At 40.7% G+C, this 23818-nt stretch carries 17 protein-coding genes; 6 read left to right on the top strand and 11 right to left on the bottom strand.

Features of this window, described 5'->3' with window-relative positions; translation table 11 throughout:
- The 3 genes from H5180_RS03550 to H5180_RS03540 are packed head-to-tail and all read left to right on the top strand — an operon-like array spanning position 1 to position 2403.
- Entirely contained in the window at positions 1-675 is a 675-nt protein-coding gene (locus H5180_RS03550) for a response regulator transcription factor (RefSeq protein WP_016709350.1), read from the top strand.
- On the top strand, positions 669-2006 hold the full coding sequence (locus H5180_RS03545) for an ATP-binding protein (protein WP_145233628.1): 1338 nt from the start codon (positions 669-671) through the stop codon (positions 2004-2006). The genes H5180_RS03550 and H5180_RS03545 overlap by 7 nt, the downstream gene beginning before the upstream one ends.
- The gene (locus tag H5180_RS03540; protein ID WP_182757682.1) at positions 1993-2403 is read left to right on the top strand and encodes a hypothetical protein; all 411 of its coding nucleotides are present in this window, start codon (positions 1993-1995) and stop codon (positions 2401-2403) included. The genes H5180_RS03545 and H5180_RS03540 overlap by 14 nt, the downstream gene beginning before the upstream one ends.
- A 12-nt stretch (positions 2404-2415) precedes the next feature.
- Here H5180_RS03540 and H5180_RS03535 read toward each other — a convergent pair whose 3' ends face one another.
- Positions 2416-3456 carry an AI-2E family transporter gene (locus H5180_RS03535; RefSeq protein ID WP_182757681.1) on the bottom strand — a complete coding sequence of 347 codons (1041 nt, stop codon included), beginning with the start codon at positions 3454-3456 and terminating at the stop codon, positions 2416-2418.
- A gap of 132 nt (positions 3457-3588) precedes the next feature.
- Here H5180_RS03535 and H5180_RS03530 point away from each other — a divergent pair, with 132 nt between their 5' ends.
- On the top strand, positions 3589-4482 hold the full coding sequence (locus tag H5180_RS03530) for a TIGR01777 family oxidoreductase (protein WP_145233619.1): 894 nt from the start codon (positions 3589-3591) through the stop codon (positions 4480-4482).
- 220 nt (positions 4483-4702) lie between these two features.
- Here the strand turns inward: H5180_RS03530 and H5180_RS03525 are convergent, their stop codons facing one another.
- Both H5180_RS03525 and H5180_RS03520 read right to left on the bottom strand, forming a co-directional pair.
- Positions 4703-5554 (bottom strand): universal stress protein, encoded by an 852-nt coding sequence (locus H5180_RS03525; protein ID WP_182757680.1) that lies wholly within the window; start codon positions 5552-5554, stop codon positions 4703-4705.
- Between the two features lie 10 nt (positions 5555-5564).
- Entirely contained in the window at positions 5565-7052 is a 1488-nt protein-coding gene (locus tag H5180_RS03520; RefSeq protein ID WP_182734848.1) for a SulP family inorganic anion transporter, read from the bottom strand.
- Positions 7053-7596: 544 nt separating this feature from the next.
- Here H5180_RS03520 and H5180_RS03515 point away from each other — a divergent pair.
- Positions 7597-8433: an ABC transporter substrate-binding protein gene (locus H5180_RS03515; RefSeq protein ID WP_259399530.1), complete on the top strand. Its 837-nt coding sequence runs from the start codon at positions 7597-7599 to the stop codon at positions 8431-8433.
- Between the two features lie 43 nt (positions 8434-8476).
- Here the strand turns inward: H5180_RS03515 and H5180_RS03510 are convergent, their stop codons facing one another.
- The 8 genes from H5180_RS03510 to H5180_RS03475 form a co-directional block, all read right to left on the bottom strand.
- Entirely contained in the window at positions 8477-10354 is a 1878-nt protein-coding gene (locus H5180_RS03510; protein ID WP_145233610.1) for a hypothetical protein, read from the bottom strand.
- A gap of 9 nt (positions 10355-10363) precedes the next feature.
- Positions 10364-11455 (bottom strand): hypothetical protein, encoded by a 1092-nt coding sequence (locus tag H5180_RS03505; protein ID WP_182757678.1) that lies wholly within the window; start codon positions 11453-11455, stop codon positions 10364-10366.
- 57 nt (positions 11456-11512) lie between these two features.
- Positions 11513-14578: a hypothetical protein gene (locus H5180_RS03500; protein WP_145233607.1), complete on the bottom strand. Its 3066-nt coding sequence runs from the start codon at positions 14576-14578 to the stop codon at positions 11513-11515.
- 433 nt (positions 14579-15011) lie between these two features.
- Positions 15012-16187 (bottom strand): 2-methylaconitate cis-trans isomerase PrpF, encoded by a 1176-nt coding sequence (gene prpF, locus H5180_RS03495; RefSeq protein ID WP_145233606.1) that lies wholly within the window; start codon positions 16185-16187, stop codon positions 15012-15014.
- 11 nt (positions 16188-16198) lie between these two features.
- Positions 16199-18805, bottom strand: a complete 2607-nt coding sequence (gene acnD, locus H5180_RS03490; RefSeq protein ID WP_182734856.1) for a Fe/S-dependent 2-methylisocitrate dehydratase AcnD — start codon at positions 18803-18805, stop codon at positions 16199-16201.
- 147 nt (positions 18806-18952) lie between these two features.
- Positions 18953-20077: a 2-methylcitrate synthase gene (gene prpC / locus H5180_RS03485; protein ID WP_145233600.1), complete on the bottom strand. Its 1125-nt coding sequence runs from the start codon at positions 20075-20077 to the stop codon at positions 18953-18955.
- A gap of 25 nt (positions 20078-20102) precedes the next feature.
- Positions 20103-20981, bottom strand: coding sequence for a methylisocitrate lyase (prpB, locus tag H5180_RS03480; protein ID WP_145233598.1), 879 nt, complete (start codon positions 20979-20981; stop codon positions 20103-20105).
- A gap of 71 nt (positions 20982-21052) precedes the next feature.
- Positions 21053-21757: a GntR family transcriptional regulator gene (locus H5180_RS03475; RefSeq protein WP_145233596.1), complete on the bottom strand. Its 705-nt coding sequence runs from the start codon at positions 21755-21757 to the stop codon at positions 21053-21055.
- A gap of 264 nt (positions 21758-22021) precedes the next feature.
- Between H5180_RS03475 and rsmF the strand changes: the two genes are divergently transcribed.
- Complete coding sequence (gene rsmF / locus H5180_RS03470) at positions 22022-23458, top strand: 16S rRNA (cytosine(1407)-C(5))-methyltransferase RsmF (protein WP_182757729.1); 1437 nt, start codon at positions 22022-22024, stop codon at positions 23456-23458.
- The last annotated feature ends 360 nt before the right edge of the window (positions 23459-23818 follow it).

Genomic DNA, 23818 nt, shown 5'->3' with positions numbered 1-23818 from the left:
ATGCGAATTTTAGTAATTGAAGATGATTTACACTTAGCAGACAATCTGCGTAATGCATTAGAAAAAGAACGTTATAGTGTCGATCTCTGTCATGATGGCGAAGCTGGTTTATTTCACATCACAGAATATCCTCTTGATATGGCGGTAGTTGATTTAGGCTTACCAAAAATTGACGGTATTGAACTGATCAATAAAGCCCGCGCACAAGGGATTACAATTCCAATTCTGATTTTAACAGCACGTGACCGTTGGCAAGATAAAGTTGAAGGACTTGATGCTGGTGCTGATGACTATTTAACTAAACCATTTCATGTTGAAGAGTTAATAGCGCGGTGTAACGCGTTGATCCGTCGTAGCGCAGGTAAAGCAAATCCTGAAATGACTGCTGGGCCTATTAAAATTCACACCCGCTCACAACAAGTTTGGGTTGATGACCGAGAGCTAAGTCTCACCGCATACGAATACAAAGTGCTTGAGTATTTAATGGTTAATCCACAAAAAGTGATTTCCAAATCTGAGCTAACAGAGCACATATACGATCAGGACTTTGATTTAGATTCAAATGTAATCGAAGTATTCGTACTGCGCTTACGTAAAAAGCTTGACCCTGATGGTACTTTAAACCCAGTAGAAACACTACGCGGACGCGGTTACAGGCTTAAAAGTCAGTGGTAGCATCGCAAATACCGTTAAAAGTAAGGCAAGGATTTATCCTTGTCTTTGTTTTATTAGTCGCTTTACCCATTTTATTCTTCTCTATTGGTAAGGCATACTATGCTTCGTTAGTCGAAGCCACCGAAAAAACCCTCGAAGCCCATTTATATTCTTTAATTTCAGAAGTCGATTTTACTGAGCGCGGCATTATCATGCCCAGCACTATTTTAGCTCCTGAATTGAATCGTTTAAATTCTGATACTTATGCGATGATCTATCGTGAAGAACAGCCTGTATGGCACTCTGAGTCGGCGGTAAATGTTAACTTTGTGCCTGACGAACTAGAAACCAAAGCAGGCGCTGCCGACTTTCGTCGTGTGGAATATAAAAATACAGTGTATTGGCAACTTAGCCTAACCGTTATTTTAAATAACATTGACCAGTCAGAGCATGCTCGCTTTATTTTATTAAAACGCAACGATGCTCTACTGCGGTTAATGGATGGTTTTAAGCAAACCCTTGTAAACTGGATGTACGTCATGGGTGTAGCCATTGCAGCATTAATGGCTGTGGGCTTTGTGTGGAGCGCGCGGCCGTTGCAACGACTGGATAAAGAAATAAAAGCCATTGAGTCAGGTGATATTCAAGAAATTAAAGGACTTTATCCTGTTGAGCTGCAAACTATAAAAGCCGATTTAAATTTACTACTCGAAACTCAGCAACGCCAAAAAGAGCGCTATCGTGCGTCTTTAAGCGACTTAGCTCACGCACTTAAAACGCCACTGGCAGTATTAAAATCGAGCCCGCTTGCCAACGATGCCGATGCCCAAGAGCAGCTTGACCGTATAAATGTGATGATCGAACACCAATTAAAACGCGCTGCAACGGGTGCAGCTGATACATGGAAAAAACAAACAGCCATTAAGCCGGTGCTAGATTCAATCCTCAATGCAATGAGTAAAGTTTACCGCGATAAAGATATTATTTTTACCCATGCGGTTAAAGACAAAGATTACTTTTTAGGTGACAAAACTGATTTACTCGAACTACTCGGTAACTTAATTGATAACGCCTGTAAAGCTTGTCGCTCACAAGTCGATATCCAAGTCATTCAAAAACGCAACCTCACTATCGCTATTAGTGATGATGGACCCGGTGTGCCGGTTGATAAACGCGAATCCCTGCTTACTCGTGGTACCCGCTTGGACACCTACGAAAGCGGACACGGTGTCGGTATGGCGATTGTGTCAGATTTAGTAAAGTCGTATCACGGTACCCTGACTATTTTAGATGCTGATACCTTAGGCGGCGCGAAATTTATTTTAGAGTTTAATTATAATGATAAAAAATAACTGGTTAATAGCTGTATCTGGGCTGCTTTTAGCACTGAGTACAACAACGTTTGCAGCAGAAGAGCAATGTACAGTCGTTGAGCAAGCAACACCTGATGAAGCTAAAAAATATATTCAATGTTTAGATAAACAGATAGAGACCTTAACCCGTATTCAACAAACCTGGATAAATAAAATCACTTTAGATTTAAATAAGATCCAAGAAGATACCGGTAACACTCAGTTGCTACCAATTTTTAAACGTAGCATTATCAATTACCAAAAATACCTGGAAGACAGCTGTAAATGGCGTTATTTACACAAAGTACCCAACGCCACCCAGGCTGCAATTGTATATAAGCGCTGTGAATTGCGTATATTAGAGCAGCACATTACTGTATTAAAACAACCTATCTGACCACCACGGTGGTTATTTAGAAGGTGACTCGATTTCTTCACCATTACCTAACAGAGTCGCTAACCAGCGCCCTTCGTCGCTGGCTTCTAAGGCTATTTTAACAATCATCGTCAATGGCACCGATAACAACATACCTACCGTGCCAATCAGCCACCCCCAAAAGATGAGTGATAAAAATACCACTAAGGTCGACAGTCCTAAACCTTTACCCATGTACTTTGGTTCAACTATATTACCCATCACGGTATTAATAGTTAAATACCCTACTGCTACAATCCCTGCGACCAATGGTCCTTGCGTGATCAAAGCTAATAAAACTGCTGGGATAGCAGCAATAATAGAGCCAATATTAGGAATGTAATTAAACATAAATGCCATTACCCCCCATAACACGAAGTAGTCAACATTTAAGATCCACAGTAGTAGCCCAGCTAATATGCCTGTACCAACGCTTACCACTGTTTTGATCGCTAAATAAGAGTTAATAGAATTTAAAAAACGGTCTATTTGCTGCATTTTCATATCAGGATCGTCTAATGCCATATGAATTTTATGACTAAGCATAGGCCCTTCAAAAAGCATAAATACCACAGTTAAAATAATTAAGAACAAATTTGCCATCACGCCACCTAAGCCAGTCAGCATACCGGTGGCAACATCAATCATTTTTCCCGGGTCGAACATTGATATAACTTGCTCTTTATTGAGCAAAATATTGTACTTGGCAGCAACATCAACCAGCCAAATAAACTCATCCTGTAACTTACTTTTATATTCAGGTAAATGCTGTGAAAAGTCAGTCAATGATTGCCCGACTAAGCTGGCAAGGCTAACCCCTAAGCCAACCACCATCAACATCACTAGCATGATCGCGATGCCTTTAGGTATTTTGTAACGACCAAAAAAACTTAATAAAGGACTACAAATAATGGCAATAAATGCTGCAAGTACAAACGGAATGACAATTATACTTGCCGCTTTAATACCAGCTAAAGCAATCACCAACGCTGCAAAGATAACTAAACTTTTGTTTACCCCAGTTAAACTAGCCAAACTACAATCCTTTAAAATATAAACTGCAGCTAGTGTATGTGAAAAGTCTGTAAAATGAAATATTTGCAAAGTGATCAAAGCAGCCTACTCTACGTATAACGATTACATAATTACTAAAAGAGTTTTATTGCTATGCATATCTTAATAACCGGCGCAACAGGCCTGATCGGTCGTCATTTGTGCCCTGAGCTAAACAAAGAACATCAATTGACAGTGCTCACCCGCAATCCTGCAAATGCGACAAAACTGTTAGGTGAGAACATTAATGCGACTGACTCCCTTGAAGAGGTTGATTTTAACAATCTCGATTGCGTTATCAATTTAGCCGGTGAACCCATAGTAAATAAACGCTGGAGTGAAAAACAAAAACAAATACTGCGAGACAGCCGTATTACGATCACTCAACAAATTAGCGCTGCAATTAACCAATGCGATACACCGCCGCATACTTTTATATCAGGCAGTGCGGTCGGATTTTACGGTCGCCAATCAACCACCGTAATTGACGAAAGCTTTGTTGATGTGACCCCTGAATTTAGTCATCAGCTATGCCATGATTGGGAACAAGCCGCCCTGCAAGCAGAATCAATCAATACTCGAGTATGTTTATTACGTACAGGTATCGTTTTAGCTAACAATGGTGGTGCATTAGCCAAAATGTTACCGCCATTTAAATTAGCACTAGGTGGTCCTATTGCTGATGGCCAGCAAGGCATGTCATGGATACATATCGAGGATATGATTAATTTAATTATACACATTATCAATAATGTGCAACTCAGTGGCGCAATTAATATGACCGCCCCAACACCTGTATCAAATAGCGAATTTAGTCAAAGCTTAGGTAAAGTATTAAATCGACCAGCAAAAATAACTATGCCTGCATGGGTTCTAAAATTAGTAATGGGTGAAATGGCAGATTTGCTGCTTTACGGACAATATGTACAACCAACTAAAGCTCTTGAAAGCAGCTATTGCTTTCGTTATAAGACATTAGATACTGCACTTACGAATTTATTAAAGTGAACGCAGTAATTTATGCTAGATTACTATATGGCAATAGAACTAGTCAAAATGGGCTAGTTGGCCGGTATTTCTCATAATGTTTTCATTACTTTATGTTAAGGTCCACATTATGAGATACGATATTAAGCGAATTTACAGCATCTATCTAGAGCTCTATCGGAAGCTTCTAAAACGTTTATTTAGCTATAAGTATCTTTTTACATCTCGATTAGATGGTAGTTTAGCGTAAAATAACTAACGGCAATAGCGTGTTTTCTATCATTTTTAGGGTGTTATTGCCCAAAAAAGCATGTGCTATTTTTGAATGCGAAAAGGCCCCCATTACCAGCATTGCTATTTTATTTTTAGTTTTATATGCCATTAAAGAACTAAAAATATTACCCTCTAAAATACTTGATTTGACTTCAAAACCACTTTCAATAAGCAACGCTTCGGTGCGTTTAAATTTTTCCAACAAATCATGTTTGCCATTTTCTACAGTCACCAAATGACACGTTAAATGATGCAACAAACCACCAGCAATAATCTGTTTAACCATTTTATCTGCTGTTTCTCGTCCATCATAAGCAAGCATAAAGTTGTTCGGCTCACTGAAGTGACGATTGGCAATTAAAATAGGTGTATGAACATGGCGAATAACCTGCTCAATATGCGACCCAATAGCTTTAAAATTCTGTTCGTGAGTTTTACCGCTTCGGCCAATAACAATCAGTCGCGCTGCATCTTCAAGGTCGCAAATTGCCTCAACAATACCGCTATGGCGCTGCTTACTTTCAATTGACTTACACCCTTGTTGGCTAGCAAATACACTCGCGTGATCTAACATTTCTTTGCCTATTTGCAATGCTAATGTACTGCGTTGCTCATCCAGTGTCGACATCTCTGATAATAATGATGTAGTTGCACCAAAACCAATTATGCCACTTAAGTCGTCAATCACAGCAGCGTTTTGTTTTTCTATGGCATGCAAAAATAGCATCGATTTATTAAGTTTCTTGGCCGCCCAAATCCCCGCCTTACACACATCATCTGTGTAAACTGAGCCATCTATACAAGTAATAATTTTATTCATTGTGCTCTCCTTAATGGCCTGTCATGAGTTTTTCAACTTCTTCAGGGTCATTGTGAACGCCAAATTTGTCAACAATCGTTGCTGTCGCGTCGCTCATACCAATAATCTCGACCTCTGCACCTTCGCGTCTAAATTTAATCACAACTTTATCAAGCGACGACACTGCCGTAATATCCCAAAAATGCGAATGAGTTAAGTCAATCACTACTTTAGCAACGACCTCTTTAAAGTCAAACGACTCAATAAACTGCTCTGAGGATGCAAAAAACACCTGTCCAACAACCTGGTATACTCGTTCATCAGCCGATGATTGCGCTGGCTTTACAACCATAAAACGACCAATTTTATTGGCGAAGAATAGTGTCGCCAATAGCACACCGACCAATACTCCCATGGCCAAATTATGCGTTGCGACAACAACAACGACCGTAGCAACCATTACGATGCTACTTGATAATGGGTTTTTCTTTAAATCTCGCAGTGAATTCCAAGAAAAGGTGCCAATCGACACCATTATCATCACGGCAACCAGTGCCGCCATTGGAATTTGCTTTAGCCATTCATCTAAAAACACCACCATAAGTAGCAGAAAAGTACCCGCGGTAAAACTTGATAAGCGGCCACGTCCCCCTGATTTTACATTAATGATCGACTGGCCAATCATCGCGCAGCCGGCCATTCCTCCCATTAAACCTGAACCTATGTTCGCGATCCCTTGACCTTTACATTCACGATTTTTATCACTAGCGGTATCGGTTAAGTCGTCAACAATTGTCGCTGTCATCATCGACTCCAATAAACCAACGACAGCAAGGCCAAATGAATAAGGAAGAATTATTAGCAGTGTGTCGAGGTTAAAAGGCACATCAGGCCATAAAAATATTGGTAAGGTATCTGGTAACTGGCCCATATCGCCAACAGTTCGAATCTCAAGTCCTACCAACATTGCAACCAAAGTTAAAACCACGATACACACTAGTGGTGATGGAATTGTTCTGCCTATCACCGGTAAGTAAGGGAATAAATAAATGATCCCAAGACCCGCAGCCGTCATCGCATATACATGCCATGTTACATTCGTCAGCTCCGGCAGCTGTGCCATAAAAATAAGAATTGCCAACGCATTTACAAAGCCTGTAACCACGGAGCGAGACACAAAGCGCATTAAACTCCCCAGTTTTAAATAGCCTGCAATAATTTGTATCACACCGGTGAGTAATGTCGCCGCCAAAAGGTATTCTAAACCATGCTCTTTAACTAAGGTAACCATCAGTAAAGCCATAGCGCCAGTAGCGGCAGAAATCATCCCTGGTCGTCCACCCACTATCGAAATAACCACGGCAATACAAAATGAAGCATACAAACCGACTTTAGGATCCACGCCCGCTATAATAGAAAAAGCAATCGCTTCTGGTATTAGCGCAAGCGCCACCACAGTACCTGCTAGTAAGTCCCCTCGGATGTTAAAAAGCCAATCTCGTTTTATTTTTTCTAACATAAAAAACCTTGTCATGTAGTTAACATTAACGCCCATACAGCAGTCAATAAAACACCGACAATGCTTTTACTAAACGATGACAACCGCATTTTCATTAATGTTTTTTTATTTATTAAAACGGCACATAAGCGCCTACCAATGTTTGGTATATAGGTATCACGCAGCGGTGATTTAGAGGAGGAATAACTTAGGGCGGCGTTAAACGCAAAACATTGTTCCTTATGTAGAATGAATAAATTGTCGTCTTTATTCTTGCATCTAACGTATTTTTAAGCAAGCCAAGTAACTTTTGTGTAGGCGCTGACAGCTGCTGTCACTCCTTACCTTGCCAATAAAAACACATAAAAAAACATGCCATCATTTACCCGTTCCTTCTCAAACGGCTGCAACGATAAACATTGTAAATACATTTTAGTTATCGTCTTTTTAAGTTGTTAAATACATATATGCGACTAAACTTTAAGAATAATTACAAAAACTTATCAAATAAATGAAAAAGTACTTAGTCTTTCTATTGTTGTTTAGTGGATTCGCGAAAGCGACTATGACCCCTGTTTCTTACCAAGTCGGTGATCAAACAATCGTTGCTCCAGCAGTACGATATGAATATGGCTATGCTTACAATATTGAAGCAAAGAAACTTTTAAAACTAGTCACTTTAAATTGGCCCCCTTATATTGATGAATCACTTTGTAACAACGGTTGGCTATTTCAACTAACCGTTAAACTACTACTACAAAAAGGTTATGGAGTGCATATAGAGTTTCTCCCATGGGCCCGAGCACTAAGAGCGGCCGAATTAGGTCATGCAGATATTTTATTTCCTGAGTATTTTATTGATAATAATGTTATGTCAGAGAATAAGCCAAATAAAACGCGCAATGATTTAATGGCTTTATCCTCGGCTATTCCAGGTGGAAACTTGTCACTAGTCGCACTAAATGGCAGCCACTCAAACTATGACGGCAGTGTAGAGTCTATAAAAGATCAAATTATTGGTGTTGTCCGAGCATATAAAAACACCCCAGAACTCGATAAACTAATTGACTCAAAACAAATTAATACCATTGTTGCCAATAATGAGTTTCAGCAAATTCATTTACTTATGGGCCTACGGGTAGACCTAATTGTAGCTGATTTTGACGTGTTGATTGCCAGCATTGAAAAGTCTGCTGCCTCCGAAAAAGAAAAACAGCAAATGAAAACTGCTCTAATGGTTTTGTCCCCACCTTTAGGTTACAAACCCCTCTATTACACAGTAAGTAAAGCAACCCCATATTGGCAGGAAATTTTAGCCGATCTCAATAACGAGATAAAAAAAATGAAAGAGCAAGGAGCACTTTCAAGCTATATTGAAGAAAAAAAACAATGTAGCAGCTAAAAATAAGGCGCTTAAATGTTAGCAAATAAGCGCCTATATATTATTAAAACAACGACTCAAATGTCCCATCAGGAAATAATATACCAGGAACCCCTCTTACCGCTGTTACATCTGCGATTTGTGTATCGCCAAAATATAATCCACCACTGTAGTTTCGACCTTTTTGCTTAACATCTAACCAGCGACCTTGAGCACCGTGGATCACTGCATTAATATTATTGCCAACAGTACGTAAGTTAATTTCAAGTGCTCTATCCTTTAGCCGTAAGGCAATCTCTGCATTGCTAATATCAGCTAAACGATTCAAACGACCAACATAAGCAAACTGAAAATCCGGTGCGCCATTTAATGGCGTTATCAATTGCACAGCAAATGCAAGATTCTGTGTAGCTTCATTTATAAATGGCGTTGCTTCTATTGCTTGTAGGTTAAACTGTGTCGTTTGATTTTCACTAACAAGCTGACCTTTAAAGTCAAAGCCAGATACCACTGTCACAAGCTCTTCAAAAGGAGTAACGAAGCGATCAGCGTTTAGCTTTATATCACCGGTTAAGACGCCGCTATTGGCACTTTCTAATGAAACCTTTGTCTCTATATTCAGCTGCCCGGTTGTTTCACTTTGATCATTTGAAAATGGATCGTCAGTTCCATCAAATGACAACACTAAATCACTCACATCGGCGTTTAGTTGAGCATCTTTGCCTATCACTTTCGCACTAATAATACCGGATACTTTATTACCCAGCAGTCCACTTACTTGCCATTGTGGAATATTTAAATCTAGCTGTACGTCATGCTCATCATACTGGCCACTAATAGCCCAAGAATAAGGGGATTGTTGGTAGTTTATTGTCAGTCCCTGTAAATTATAAACTCCTGCGTCGGTATTATTTAATGGCGAAAAGTTATAGAGCACGTCATAAAGCACATTCGCTAAAACGATAATAGTTTGTTGCGAGTCTTCGCCTAATATTGTTTCAAATTCAGTTAGCTTTTGTTTGAGCTCATCACTGTACGTTTGCTCTTGTAAGCGTGCCACACCTATTATATTACGCACATCTTCGAGTAACTCACGAGAGTGTAATTGTTCTTCATCTCGTTCTAGTGGCGAAATATTGCTAGCATTCCCAATCATAACTAGCTTTTGTTTGACCTCTCCAACGACGGATTGCAATAATTGATTACCATCTTCATTAAGTAAATTCTCTGACACATAGCGATCTGCAAAAGTACGATAAAGTGGCAAACTTGCTAACTGGGCCTGTTGTTCTACCACCGTATTATTGGCTGTATTTAAACTCGCCTCGATATCCGCAGCTCTTTTTAAGATCACACCAAAAGTCAGTGCATTAGTAAGCAACTCAGCTTCAAGGCTGTCATTCAACTGACTATGAGTGAGGTGATAAAAAGGTGTCGCACTCAAGCTTTGTGTGGTTATGCTTATGTCTAAGTTATTGTCGCTAATCACTGAGCTGATCGGCGATAAATAAACCTTATTTTCGCCCGGGGCTGCAAAAAAATCAGCACGGTAACTTAATGTCATATCCATCACTTCTTGATAATCAATGCGACGATTAGAATTCTGATCATTCGGGTTGTTTCTCACTGTGCGACCACAACCTGCAAAACTTGGACATGTTAACGTCGTTGCATTTGAGGTAAATTCAACATGATGAAAATTTAAAGTTGTGGTTGGTAAAGTCACATCATTAATATTTGCAACGTCAATATTTTCTATAGAGCCCGTGTTATCATTAATGAGTGTTAACGTACCCGCAGTGGATTGCCAAGGCGCAATATAAAAGCTTACCGAGGAGGACGTCAGCATGACAGGCAAAGTGTTTGTTGTGCCATTATCTGATGAGTCACCACAACCAACTAATGACATAAGTAAACTAACTGATATAAGTTTTTTAAACATCACAAGTCCTTAAAACGCTAACTTCAGGTACCAATTTACATTGGCATAATACGCTTTATCAATATCGAGATTATCGGTCTGTATATTAAAACCAAAATAATCGTTCTCAATACCCAGCAAAAATGCTTTACTTTTTATTTCATAACCACCAATAACTGCCCAATGATCCCAAAAGTGCATGCGTGCTTTTAATTGAGAAAACGTATCTTGATCAAATTGTTTAACCATCAGCTCTGAAGAAAACAAATCATTAATACGATAATCCGCATAAACCTTAACGCGCACCGGCATATCAAATTTATGTGTAACTTCATTACCATACTCTGACGTTGCTAAGCGTATTGTAGGCTCAGTAGCAATATCGCCATCATCGTTTTCATTAAACGGGAGCTCTGTTGTATAACCATTTGCAAAACCACTTTTTTTATACTCGGTTTCATACAGTAAGTCTTGTGCGAGAAGGCCGATGGTTAAGTCTTGATTTATTTTCCAATTAACTGCTAAATCAACGCTGTACCCTAAGCCGGATGGGTTCTCATCAGGAGTAAATCGCTTAAATAAAATATCTTTCGAAAAATAAGAGTCAACTGTTAATGCGCCTTGGATCTCATCACTATAAACTGTACCTTCTACATTTATATCTTGAAAATGCGTACTAGCAAAAACCGTTAATTTAGGCGTTATTGTTAATGCGTCAGAGTCTAAAAATTTGAAATCATATGAAACAAACAATCCATTGGTGGTTGATTGCTTACCGTCTAGGTAATAAACATAATTTCTATCTTCAAAAGGAAGGTCATTTTTTTCGGTATGAAAGTAAACAGCAGTATCCGGATCAAAACTTAAAACATAATCAAAACGACTTTGATAACCGACTTTAAAATTTCCATAACCAACGCCAAACTCAAACACATTATAAGTAAATGCGCTATCACCTGATGTAAGTGGAGCATCAAAGTCGTCAATAAAGGCAGTGACAGGTTGTGCTTCTGTATACACTTCTGAATCGAATGTGGTAAAGACTTGAAACTGCTCTGCAGCGTAACTAATAGGGGTAATTAAAAAAGCGGAAAATCCTAACGTGAGAATTTTTTTTTTCATACTTATTTCACTTGTTATTATTTAAGAGGGAGAACGACTCTCCCTCTTATTTTTACGTTACTTCGATGAATCTAAAAAACTAATATCAGTGTAATCGATAACTTCACCATCAATATACTCTACAGAAATACCATTTGTGATCTCTGTTACTGTACCAAACTTCATCATCGCACCTGCGAAGTTAGCATTTACGCTACCCATAAAGTCCTCACCCTCTTCTGCCATCAAAGATAGTGTATAGCCAATACTATTATGTAACTCGATATCAACGGCATAATTATCATTTTCATTTGCCCAATCAACAGATAACATCGCAGTGAAATCAATATCACCTGTAACACCTGTTGCGCTGATCATGCCAAGCTCTGTTACATCTGCGCCAGATATGCTTAATGTACCAATAAATCCTGAATCACCGTCAACTATTTCAACACGACTCCAGCCATCTACTGATAACACATTTCCATCAACAGCCGTATCGCTTGAAACTTCCTCTTCAAAGTTAATTACTAAACAAGAATCTGATAGATCTTTAGGAATAGTCCCACTGTTAGCGTCGATACAATTCTGTAAAGCCTCACCCATATCATCAAGTGTTTCAATACTAACTTTTGCACCATCAACTGTTTCAATCATACCGCCAAACGCAAATACAATTGCTTTATTATTGATAGAACCATTAACGTTGATCTTATCGCCATTTTCACTATTAACAAGATTTAGCTCTAATGCATCTTTATCAAAGCTATACGTCCAATTAGGATATCGTGTAGAAACAACACCAGTGGCTTCATCTCCTAAGTCCCAAGCTTCTGTTAGCACATCATAAATAACTTCGGCAGTATCAAATAATGCCCGACCGCCTGTTTTCGTTACCAAAGTTGCATTTCGAATACTCTCAGTGCCTGCTTTAACATCAACTAATACTGTAAATGTTGCAATTGCTGCTTGGGCATCAGATTCAAGTGAGGTTGCACTGCTCAAAGCAGTATCTGCTTCGTTGCTAACGCTTGTGGCTAATGTAGCACTGAGTTTAGCTTCTGCAGATAAATTTGTAGCAATCTCTTTATCACTCGCTTCAGCGGCAATATCCATTAATGCAGCAGCAGCAACCTCAGCTTGTACTGCCGCATTAGCGAGTTCGGCTGCTTTTGCACTAGTCGCTGTAGCCACGGTAATTGCAGCTTGAGCGGATGACAAAGCAAGTTCTGCATTAGCTTTGTTGTCAATCGCTGCAGCGGCAACTGCAATCATAGCTGTTGCTAAATCACTTTGCGCAATCATTGCCGCAGAATCAGCAGCATCTAGGTTATTGCTTGCGATAGTCACATTGCTTTTTGCAACGTCGATATCGATGCCTAATGCAGTCACAGCCTCATTAGAGCGAACCACCTCAGCATCAATCCCCGTAATTAAAGTTGAAACCGCTGCGAGTTGGGTTGCAACAGCGCTACTTAACGAGTTTGCTTTATCAACTAATTGTTGATATTGCTCGCCTAAACTTGCGGCGGTTGTTGCAATCCCTTGTGTTGAAGCAAGTGCAGCAGAAAGCTCTACTTGTAACTGGCTATATTCCGCCTTGCTCCCTGATAACGTAAACACATCAGCACTGTAAGCCAAAACCTGCTCGGTTGTTTCTAAACCAGCATCACCCAACGTTTTCACTTTTGTCAATTCAGCAGTACCAACAGCGATTGAGTCGGTAGACATAGTTAATGTAGCAGTTGTTGCAGTAACTTGTAATTCTAACTCAGCCGCTACTTTAGCTGTTAGATCATCACCAGCATCACAGTTATCTTCACAGCCAATTTTCTCTAATGCTTTTTTAACTTCTTTTGCGGTTTCTTTTAAATCTTTATCAAGCCCTTTATCTTTTGCTTTTGCTTGCACATCTTCAACAGCTTTGGTGGCTTTATTTTTGAGTTTTGCAATTTCATCAGGATCGGTAATACCTAAGTTTTCAGCAACTTTAGCAAATGCTTCATCAATACCTTCACCTGTAACTACTGCGGCAAAAATAAGGCTGGTATTCTCAACTGCTTTTTGTAACTCAGCTGCAATCTTCTGGACAATTTCATTGTCACTGTTGCTTACTTTGCCTTCTTTAACAGCTGCAGATAGACTTGCAATCAGGTCTTTTAATGAGCCATTGGCACCCGCCCCCGCGACAGACTGCAATGAAACGGCAGTTTGAACTAACGCCAAAGTACCTGCATCCAGTGAATCACCTTCGCCAATATCACTGAAATCAACCGCACCACCAAGAGAAATATCACCAAGTAAAGAAGCGGCTTTAATTGCTGTATCAGGCCCTAATACTTGAATTAATGTTTTTAAACTTGCCGCTGCAACTGCTTCATCTGAGACTGCTGAACCATCTTTAGCACCGTCTAACAACATTTTTGCTGCGATACTCGTATATAAAGTCACATTAGCAAAGTACTGCTGCACACCAGTACCATCACCCTCCGCGAAATTAATACCACGAGCACTTGCTGGTGCTGGTGAAGCTTTAATAAACTTAACAACTTGTAATTCAAGATCATCTTTGTACCATTCGCCAAAATCAATCGCGGCATCGCCATTATTGATCATCCCAGCGACTTCAGATGCTGCTGGGGTTTCATCATAGCTGCCACAACCGGTAAATGAATCACACTTGACCATGCTGTCATCTTCTTTCGACGTACTCACCGTAATATAAAGCGGACCCGAAAAGCCGTCTTCTAGATAAATATTATAGGCACCACTGGTTGACGTCATTGTCTCTGTTGGATTAGCTGCCGCAACCAATGCCAATGCTTTGGCATCAGCGTCTGCTTGTGAAGTTGTCGATTCTGCAGTATAGCTTGCATCAGATGCAGCCTCTAAACGATAAGCTACTGGGACAGATTCCCCCGCATCATCAACAGTAGATACTGTCACTTTGGCATTTTTTAACGCGCCTTTTACAGCTTTCCCCGATACTTGGGTATTAAAATTAGTGCTGACTTCGCCTTTGTATACTGTAACTGGTTCAGGCTTGTTATAGTTATTATCATTTTCTGAGCCACAACCGGTCAGGCCGAGAGTCAATGCAACCGAGGCTGCAATTGGGGTAAATTTAATTATTCTTTTCGCCATGAAAATCTCCTAGGGTGCTTGTTAGCAAATAGCATTACTGAAATCGTAGCCTATATTAATATCAACAGTCATTTAAGTTAAAATTATGTATAAAACCGTATCAAATTAACGTAATTAACCACATTATTATTACATGTTATCAACTTACCACCAATATATGACAATTTATAAAAAAATGTAATTTTAATTACACCTGTAAATATGCATCTAACTAGCACTGCCATTTTTAACACAAGTTAAAAGAAATAAAATAAAAAACATTTAAAAACAAAGAATTAAAAAAACACTGTTTTTTTTTGAAACTCATTGAGGGACTAACTTTAGGGGAAATATCAACCAAAGAATACAATTTGACGCAATGCTGTTTACATTTTTTCACATAAATATGGATGTAAAAGTGGCCTGACTGCCACTTTTAGTTTTATTTCACTAATTAATTGACCTCAGGTACTCGGACAACGCCTTCCATTAGCACACGAGCACTGCGACTCATACTGGCCTTGGTAACCTGCCACTTACCGTTTTGAAGTATCGCTTGCGCGCCTACAGTTAATGTACCTGACGGATGACCAAAGTTAACTTCGCTCAACTGACCGCCACCAGCTGCAAGATTAACGAGCGATCCTGCTATCGCAGCTGCGGTGCCGATTGCAACAGCGGCAGTACCCATCATGGCATGATGAAGTTTCCCCATCGACATGGCACGTACCAGTAGGTTGATATTATCACTGTGAATTTCTTTACCGCTTGAAGCTAGATATGTCATCGGTTTATTAATAAATGCCACTTTTGGTGTATGTTGACGCGCTGCCGCCTCACTAATATGAGCGATCAAGCCCATTTTAACTGCCCCATGCGCTCTAATAGACTCAAGCTTAGCTAATGCTTGTTCGTCATTATTTATATCATCTTGAAGTTCAGTGCCGGTATAGCCGATATCTGCTGCATTAACAAAAATAGTAGGGATACCCGCGTTGATCATAGTGGCTCTAAGTACACCAAACTCAGGGACTGCTAGTTCATCTACCACATTGCCTGTTGGAAATAGCGCACCATCGCCATCCGCTGGATCAATGAACTCTAATTTCACCTCAGCGGCGGGAAATGTCACCCCGTCGAGTTCAAAGTCACCCGTTTCTTGTACTTCACCGTTAGTCATTGGCACATGCACTAAAATGCTTTTTTTAATATTAGCTTGCCAAACTCGCACTATAGCCATACCGTTTTCTGGAATACGGCTAGCATCAACAAGACCATTACTAATTGCAAATGCGCCAACTGCAGAGGTTAAATTGCCGCAGTTCCCGCTCCAATCAACAAACGCTTTATCAATAGCAACTTGGCCAAATAAGTAATCAACATCGTGATCAGCTTGCTCACTTTTACTTAAAATAACGGTTTTACTGGTACTAGAAGTAGCCCCCCCCATACCATCGGTTTGTTTGCCATATGGATCTGGGCTACCAATCACTCGCAGCAATAAATTATCTCGCCCAGAACCTGCCACTTGTGCAGCCTCTGGTAAATCGCTGAGATTAAAGAATACCCCTTTACTAGTGCCACCGCGCATGTAGGTGGCAGGTACTTTAATTTGTGGTTTAAATGTCATGACTGTTTTCCTTATACACTTTGCGTGGCTTCTAAAAAGTCTTGAGCAAAGCGTTGTAATACGCCACCTGCAGCATAAATGGATAGTTCTTCTTGAGTATCAATACGGCACTTTGTTGGCACATTTAATACTTCACCATCAGTGCGGGTAATCGTTAAATTAACGCTCGCACCTGGTGTTAATTCACCAGTTACATCGTAACTTTCACTACCATCTAGCTTAAGCGTTTTACGGGTGGTGCCCGCTTTAAATTCCAGTGGTAATACACCCATACCAATTAAGTTAGTACGGTGTATACGCTCAAAACCTTCTGCAGCAATAACTTCAACGCCTGCTAAACGCACGCCTTTGGCTGCCCAATCACGAGAAGAACCTTGGCCATAGTCAGCTCCTGCAACAATAATTAATGGTTGTTTGCGCTGCATATAGGTTTCGATTGCTTCCCACATCCGAGTAACTGTGCCCTCAGGCTCAATACGGGCATATGAGCCTTGTTTCACTTCGCCATTTTCAATCACCATTTCATTAAGTAATTTAGGATTAGCAAAGGTTGCACGTTGCGCAGTTAAATGGTCGCCGCGGTGCGTTGCGTACGAGTTAAAGTCTTCTTCTGGCACACCCATATGCGTTAAGTACTCACCTGCTGCACTACTGGCCATAATTGCATTTGACGGTGATAAATGATCAGTTGTGATGTTATCGCCAAGTACCGCTAATGCGCGCATACCTTTCATGGTACGCTCACCAGCGAGTGCGCCTTCCCAATATGGCGGGCGGCGAATATAAGTACTTTGTGGGCGCCAATCGTAAAGTGGGTCGTTATCTTCACCGTAATCAACGGTTAAATTAAACATCGGCTCGTAAACCTTCTTATACTGCTCAGGTTTTACGCTTTGTTTAATCACTGCGTCAATCTCTTCATCTGATGGCCAAATATCTTTTAAGGTTACATCATTGCCCTGCTGGTCTTGTCCGAGTACGTCTTTTTCAATATCAAAACGAATAGTTCCTGCAATAGCATAGGCAACTACTAATGGCGGAGACGCTAAAAATGCTTGCTTAGCGTATGGGTGAATACGGCCATCAAAATTACGATTACCAGAGAGCACAGCCGTGGCGTATAGGTCGCGATCAATCACTTCTTGTTGAATAACGGGATCAAGCGCACCACTCATACCGTTGCACGTAGTGCACGCAAAGCCAACAATACCAAAACCAAGTTGCTCTAATTCTGACAGTAATTTTGCATCTTCAAGATACGATTGCACTGTTTTTGAACCCGGTGCTAATGAGGTTTTAACCCATGGCTTGCGAGTTAAGCCCTTCGCATTTGCATTACGCGCAATAAGACCAGCTGCTATGACGTTACGTGGATTACTGGTATTCGTACAACTAGTGATAGCAGCAATAATACAGGCACCGTCCGGCATTAAACCGTCTTCATTTTCAACAACCCCAGAGATCCCCTGCGCTGCCAAATCACTGGTTGAAACACGGCGATGCGGATTTGACGGTCCAGCAATATTGCGGCCAACGCTTGATAGATCAAATTTTAATACCCGATCGTACTGCGCTGTTTTTAGGCTGTCGCTCCACAGACCGGTAGTTTTTGCGTAATTTTCAACTAAGGCAATTTGCTCTTCTTCACGTCCTGTTAGGCGTAAGTAATCAATGGTCATCTGGTCGATATAAAACATCGCTGCGGTGGCACCAAATTCTGGTGTCATATTTGAGATAGTAGCGCGATCGCCTAATGTCAATGCATCTGCGCCTTCACCATAAAACTCTAAATAGCTTGATACGACACGCTGGCCACGTAAAAACTCAGTGATCGCAAGCACGATATCCGTTGCTGTAATACCCGGTTGACGTTTGCCACTGAGTTCAACACCAATAATATCAGGCAAACGCATATAAGAGGCGCGGCCAAGCATCACGCTTTCAGCTTCAAGGCCGCCAACACCTACTGCAATGACACCTAACGCATCAACATGCGGTGTGTGGCTATCAGTACCGACTAAGGTATCAGGAAAAGCAATCCCATCGCGGCTTTGGATCACCGGCGACATTTTCTCAAGGTTGATTTGATGCATAATGCCGTTACCAGGTGGGATCACATCAATATTTTTAAACGCAGTTTTGGTCCAATTAATAAAGTGGAAACGGTCATCGTTGCGTCTATCTTCAATAGCGCGGTTTTTTTCAAATGCATCAGGATCAAACCCTGCGTATTCAACGGCTAATGAGTGATCAACAATCAACTGTGTTGGTACTACTGGGTTAACTTTAGCTGGATCGCCGCCTTTGGCTGCAATGGCATCACGCAAGCCAGCTAAATCAACCAGTGCTGTTTGTCCCAAAATATCGTGACAGACTACGCGCGCGGGATACCAAGGGAAATCTAAATCTTGTTTGCGTTCGATAAGCTGCGACAGAGCTGCGGTTAGCATTTGCGGCTCGCAGCGGCGTACTAAATTCTCTGCTAAAACACGTGATGTATAGGGTAAGGCTGCGTACGCACCAGCCTTAATTTCATCAATTGCAGCTTGGGTGTCAAAATAATCGACATTAGAGTTAGGTAAGGGTTTTCTGTATTTAGTATTGTTTATGATAGTCATTACAAGACTCGCTAATTTGGTGACGGTGGTCGCACACGTATAGCGTGTTTAAGGGATGTATGAAAAAAGAGGCCTTAAAAACTATGCGCTAGTGGCAATGTGCAAAAAAATAAAAGGTGAGCGTATTTTCGCCCACCTTTAATAGTCTTAACGTGATTCGATTGGCGTATAACTACGCGCTTCTGGCCCAGTGTAATCTGCACTTGGGCGAATAATACGGTTATTAGCGCGTTGCTCTTTTACGTGTGCGGTCCAGCCTGTTACACGGCTCATAACAAAAATAGGGGTGAATAACTTAGTTGGAATGCCCATAAAGTGATACGCCGATGCATGGAAAAAGTCTGCGTTACAAAATAACTTCTTCTCACGCCACATAATTTCTTCGCAGCGCACTGATACTGGATAAAGTACCTCGTCACCTAGCTCTGCAGCGAGTTTTTCAGACCACTTTTTAATGATCACATTACGTGGATCTGATTCGCGATAGATTGCGTGACCAAAGCCCATAATTTTATCTTTACGCTCCAGCATGCCCATGATTTCTTGCTCTGCATGGTCTGCATCTTTAAAGCCTTCAATCATATCCATTGCCGCTTCATTCGCGCCGCCATGTAATGGGCCACGTAACGTACCAATAGCACCTGTTACACAAGAGTGAATGTCAGATAATGTCGATGCACAAACGCGACCAGTAAAGGTTGAGGCATTAAATTCATGCTCTGCATATAAAATCAACGATACATTCATCACTTGAGCAAATAACTCTGATGGCGCTTTATCATGTAGTAGCGTTAAGAAATGCGCGCCAACTGAGTCATCATCAGTTTGTGTTTCAATACGCACACCGTCGTGAGTAAAACGATACCAGTAACAAATAATGCTTGGGAATACCGCAACCATACGGTCAATGGCATCATTAGCCTGACTAAAATCATGCTCCATTTCAAGGTTACCTAGCATAGAGCAACCTGTACGCATAACATCCATTGGGTGCGCGTCTTTTGGAATGTTTTCAAGTACAGTTTTCAGTGCCGGTGGTAAACCACGTAAACTTTTTAGTTTAGCTTTGTATTCGCTAAGCTCTGCAGAGGTCGGTAATTCACCGCGCGAAAGCAGGAAAGATACTTCTTCAAACTGCGCTTTTTCAGCAAGCTCTGCAATGTCGTAACCACAATACGTTAAGCCTGAACCGGTTTGCCCTACTGTACAAAGTGCTGTTTGGCCTGCTACTTGTCCGCGAAGTCCTGCGCCGCCTAATGCTTTATCTACCATGATGTGTCTCCTGTTGAATTTATTATTATTTATCAGATTTTGCTGAAAAAAGGTTATCGAGTGTATTTTCATACGAGTGATAATCTAAAAAGTCATAAAGCTCAGCACGTGTTTGCATATTTTCAATTTGGCTCTGTTGAGACCCTTCATTTAAAATTGCTGAATAGACGTTAAGTGCCGCTTTATTCATTGCTCTGAACGCGCTGAGTGGGTAAAGCACCATTTCTACGCCTACATCACTTAGTTGCTCTTTAGTATAAATTGGCGTTTGGCCAAACTCAGTAATGTTGGCCAAAATAGGCACATTAATCGCTTTGGTAAAGGCTTGATAGTCGGCAAGATCGTGTACGGCTTCTGCAAAAATCGCATCGGCGCCAGCTTCAACACAGGCTGCTGCACGTTCAATCGCGGCATTTAAGCCTTCTTTTTGAAACGCATCAGTACGCGCCATAATGTAAAAGTCACTGTCAGTTTTAGCATCAACAGCCGCTTTAATACGGTCAACCATCTCGCTTTGCGAGACAATTTCTTTGTTCGGGCGATGGCCGCACCGCTTTTGCGCTACTTGATCTTCAATATGAAACCCCGCCGCGCCGGCTTTGGTCATCTCTTTGACTGTGCGAGCAATATTAAATGCTCCACCCCAACCAGTATCGGCATCAACAAGTAATGGTAAATCGCTGGCACCTGTGATGCGGCGAATATCTTCCAAAACATTATCAAGACTGGTCATCCCCAAATCAGGCATACCAAATGAAGCATTCGCGACACCTGCACCTGAAAGGTAAATTGCTTGATGACCCATTTTTTCAGCCATCATCGCCGTGTAAGCGTTGATTGTGCCGACGACTTGTAATGGATGATTATTGGCAATCGCCTGTTTAAATTTTAATCCTGCTGACATTACATTCTCCTAACTTTGAACGGGGTTGCTTTATGACAACTTATATTTTTTAATGGTTTAATATGACGTTTTTACTGCTCCGCGCGCTCATTTTGCGCGGCATGTAAATTAAACTTCGTTTGTATATTGGCTTGCGATGCACTGATATGGCGCTTCATCAATAACTCAGCTAATTCCCCATCATGGTTTTCAATCGCATTAATAATGGCTAAGTGCTCATCAAACGCTTTTGATACGCGAGGCCCAACCATGCCCATTTGCACACGATACATACGAATTAACTGATAAAGTCCGTTACTCAATAAGTGAATAAGGTGGTCGTTTTTACTGCCTTTAATAATGCGATAATGAAAATCCAGATCGCCGGCTTCTTGATAGTAAGACTCACCCTCTTTTACACGTTGTGTTTTCAGATGCTGATTAAGTAATTGCTTTAAACTTTGTACTTCATCCGGTGCCATATTGTCGGCAGCTAAACGACACGCTAAACCTTCAAGCGCACTGCGAACTTGATATACTTCTATTAAACGTTCAGCTGTAAGTGCCACAACACGACAACCCACATTCGCTTTACGCTCAACTAAATAACAACTTTCAAGGCGGTTAAGCGCTTCACGAAGCGTTGCACGGCTTACACCATAACGCTTTGCCAGTTCTGGCTCGGATATCTTGCTACCTTGAACAATACTGCCTTCGACAATTTCTCGACGCATATCCACAAATACCTGATCTGAGGCGGTAGTAATAGGTGTTTCACTAAAAGCATCTTGCGTCATTGTTCACCTTCTAAGATTGTCGACAATTTACGGATACACTATGGTCTTTAGCTGTAAATGTGTCAACCCTAAATCAGTAAAAACTGCGTTTAAAAACGGCTATTGTCGACATAAGTATAATAAATAATGTTTAAAAACACTTAAAACACACATTTATGCACCAAGTGTCGACAGGTTTGTATACTTTAAAAGATTATTTAAGGCACTGCTCTGAGCCACTAATAATGCTAGAATACAACTTTAAAATTCTCTGTGAGCACTGCCTTGGACGCCAATACCTATATTCCCCAGCATTTTATAGATGACGTAAAGACCTATTTACCAGCACACCTAACATTGGATGACTTTCTCAATGCCTGTCGCAGACCGCTTCGTAAATCTGTACGTGTCAATACGCTTAAAATGTCGGTTGAGGATTTTCAGCAGTATGCCCTTTATAGAGGCTGGACATTAAGCCCAATCCCATGGTGTAGCGAAGGTTTTTGGTTAGAGCGCAGTGAACATGAAGAGCAAGCTCTGGCACTGGGTAACACGGATCTACATTTAAGTGGCGCTATGTATGTACAAGAAGCCAGTTCGATGCTGCCACCAATAGCACTTAAAGACGCATTAACTGATGCAACTCATGTGCTCGACATGGCATCCGCTCCTGGCTCTAAAACTTCTCAATTAGCAGCATTAATGAATAATCACGGGGTATTGGTTGCCAATGAACTGTCGTCATCTCGTTTAAAAGTACTCAGCGCAACCTTAAAGCGTATGGGAGTTGGCAATTGTGCATTGTCGCATTTTGATGGGGTTATTTTTGGCGATTATATGTATGAATGCTTTGACAGTATTTTACTCGATGCCCCATGCTCTGGCGAAGGTACGGTTCGAAAAGATGCTGATGCCTTAAAGAATTGGTCAATTGAGTCAAACATTGATATTGCCAAAGTGCAAAAAAACTTAATAAAAAGCGCTTTCTATGCATTAAAACCAGGCGGTACATTAGTCTATTCAACCTGTACTTTAACCCCGCTCGAAAATCAGCAAGTGTGCGAATATCTTCTCACTGAGTTTGCAGAGCATCTTGAAATACAACCATTAGATCATTTGTTTGCAGGTGCAGAGCGAGCCACAACCAGCGAAGGCTATTTGCATGTCTGGCCGCAAACATTCGACAGCGAAGGCTTTTTTATTGCTAAGTTTAAAAAGCTTGCTAGCTGCGATAATCCAAATCAAAAAGTAAAAAAAGGTGCATTCCCTTTTCAGCCGTTTGACAAAAAATCCAGCCAAGCATTTTACACTGAGCTAAAAAAACAATTTGACCTGACATCACTCAGCGGCTCACTAATGCAGCGCGATAAAGAACTGTGGCTATTCCCTGAGCAGTTTGCCGCCATTGAAAACAAAATAAAATACGCGCGACTTGGTATCCACCTCGGCATGATCCACAAAAATGGGGTGCGTCTTAACCACGAATTTGCCACCGTATTTGGTGGCCAATGTAAGGCTAATGTAATTGCACTAAGTAACGAGCAGGCCAATGACTACTTTCAAGGTAAAGATATTCGTTTAAGCGAACCTAGCAACGCACTTGGCGAAGTGGTTTTAACCCTTTGTGGCTGTCCGATAGGGCTTGGAAAATGGCAAAAAAATAAAATTAAAAACTCCTTACCTCGAGATTTAGTACAAAACACTCAACTGATCAGCTGGTGATAATAATAAGGTGTGGATAAGTTGGCAACAACCAATGTATAAAATTTAAGCTTTGCGCTTCGTTTTAAGACAAACAGTTGTTTTATAAGCAGTATAAAAAATCATCATTTATTGGGTTTTTTTACATATGTTAACTACACTTAATATTACTTTCTACTTCTCCCTTAATGAACTTAGAAGGTGTTTTTAAAGTTAGCGCAGGCTCATTAGAGCCATCCCCTAAGCCCAGAACAATGCGGATTCGTTCTGGGCGTTTTTTTGTCTATAAATAAGCTATCGTCTTGAAATTTATTCAGTCTCAGTCACATAGGTAATCATTGCTTTATTACACATAACTTGTTTCTATATATAGACTAAGAA

The organism is Pseudoalteromonas sp. SR41-4 (assembly GCF_014163985.1).
GTDB classification, from domain to species: Bacteria; Pseudomonadota; Gammaproteobacteria; order Enterobacterales; family Alteromonadaceae; genus Pseudoalteromonas; species Pseudoalteromonas rhizosphaerae.
The sequence above is the reverse complement of the archived record's forward strand: the minus strand, read 5'-3'. Positions and strand labels throughout refer to the sequence as shown.

Bases quoted from the DNA above. Each gene is read 5' to 3' on its own strand.
- H5180_RS03525 (WP_182757680.1), bottom strand. From the start codon at position 5,554: ATGAATAAAATTATTACTTGTATAGATGGCTCAGTTTACACAGATGAT.
- H5180_RS03515 (WP_259399530.1), top strand. From the start codon at position 7,597: ATGACCCCTGTTTCTTACCAAGTCGGTGATCAAACAATCGTTGCTCCA.
- H5180_RS03475 (WP_145233596.1), bottom strand. From the start codon at position 21,757: ATGACGCAAGATGCTTTTAGTGAAACACCTATTACTACCGCCTCAGAT.
- prpC (WP_145233600.1), bottom strand. From the start codon at position 20,077: ATGGTAGATAAAGCATTAGGCGGCGCAGGACTTCGCGGACAAGTAGCA.
- H5180_RS03530 (WP_145233619.1), top strand. From the start codon at position 3,589: ATGCATATCTTAATAACCGGCGCAACAGGCCTGATCGGTCGTCATTTG.
- H5180_RS03550 (WP_016709350.1), top strand. From the start codon at position 1: ATGCGAATTTTAGTAATTGAAGATGATTTACACTTAGCAGACAATCTG.
- H5180_RS03510 (WP_145233610.1), bottom strand. From the start codon at position 10,354: ATGTTTAAAAAACTTATATCAGTTAGTTTACTTATGTCATTAGTTGGT.
- H5180_RS03540 (WP_182757682.1), top strand. From the start codon at position 1,993: ATGATAAAAAATAACTGGTTAATAGCTGTATCTGGGCTGCTTTTAGCA.
- H5180_RS03500 (WP_145233607.1), bottom strand. From the start codon at position 14,578: ATGGCGAAAAGAATAATTAAATTTACCCCAATTGCAGCCTCGGTTGCA.
- H5180_RS03505 (WP_182757678.1), bottom strand. From the start codon at position 11,455: ATGAAAAAAAAAATTCTCACGTTAGGATTTTCCGCTTTTTTAATTACC.
- acnD (WP_182734856.1), bottom strand. From the start codon at position 18,805: ATGACTATCATAAACAATACTAAATACAGAAAACCCTTACCTAACTCT.
- H5180_RS03520 (WP_182734848.1), bottom strand. From the start codon at position 7,052: ATGTTAGAAAAAATAAAACGAGATTGGCTTTTTAACATCCGAGGGGAC.
- prpB (WP_145233598.1), bottom strand. From the start codon at position 20,981: ATGTCAGCAGGATTAAAATTTAAACAGGCGATTGCCAATAATCATCCA.
- prpF (WP_145233606.1), bottom strand. From the start codon at position 16,187: ATGACATTTAAACCACAAATTAAAGTACCTGCCACCTACATGCGCGGT.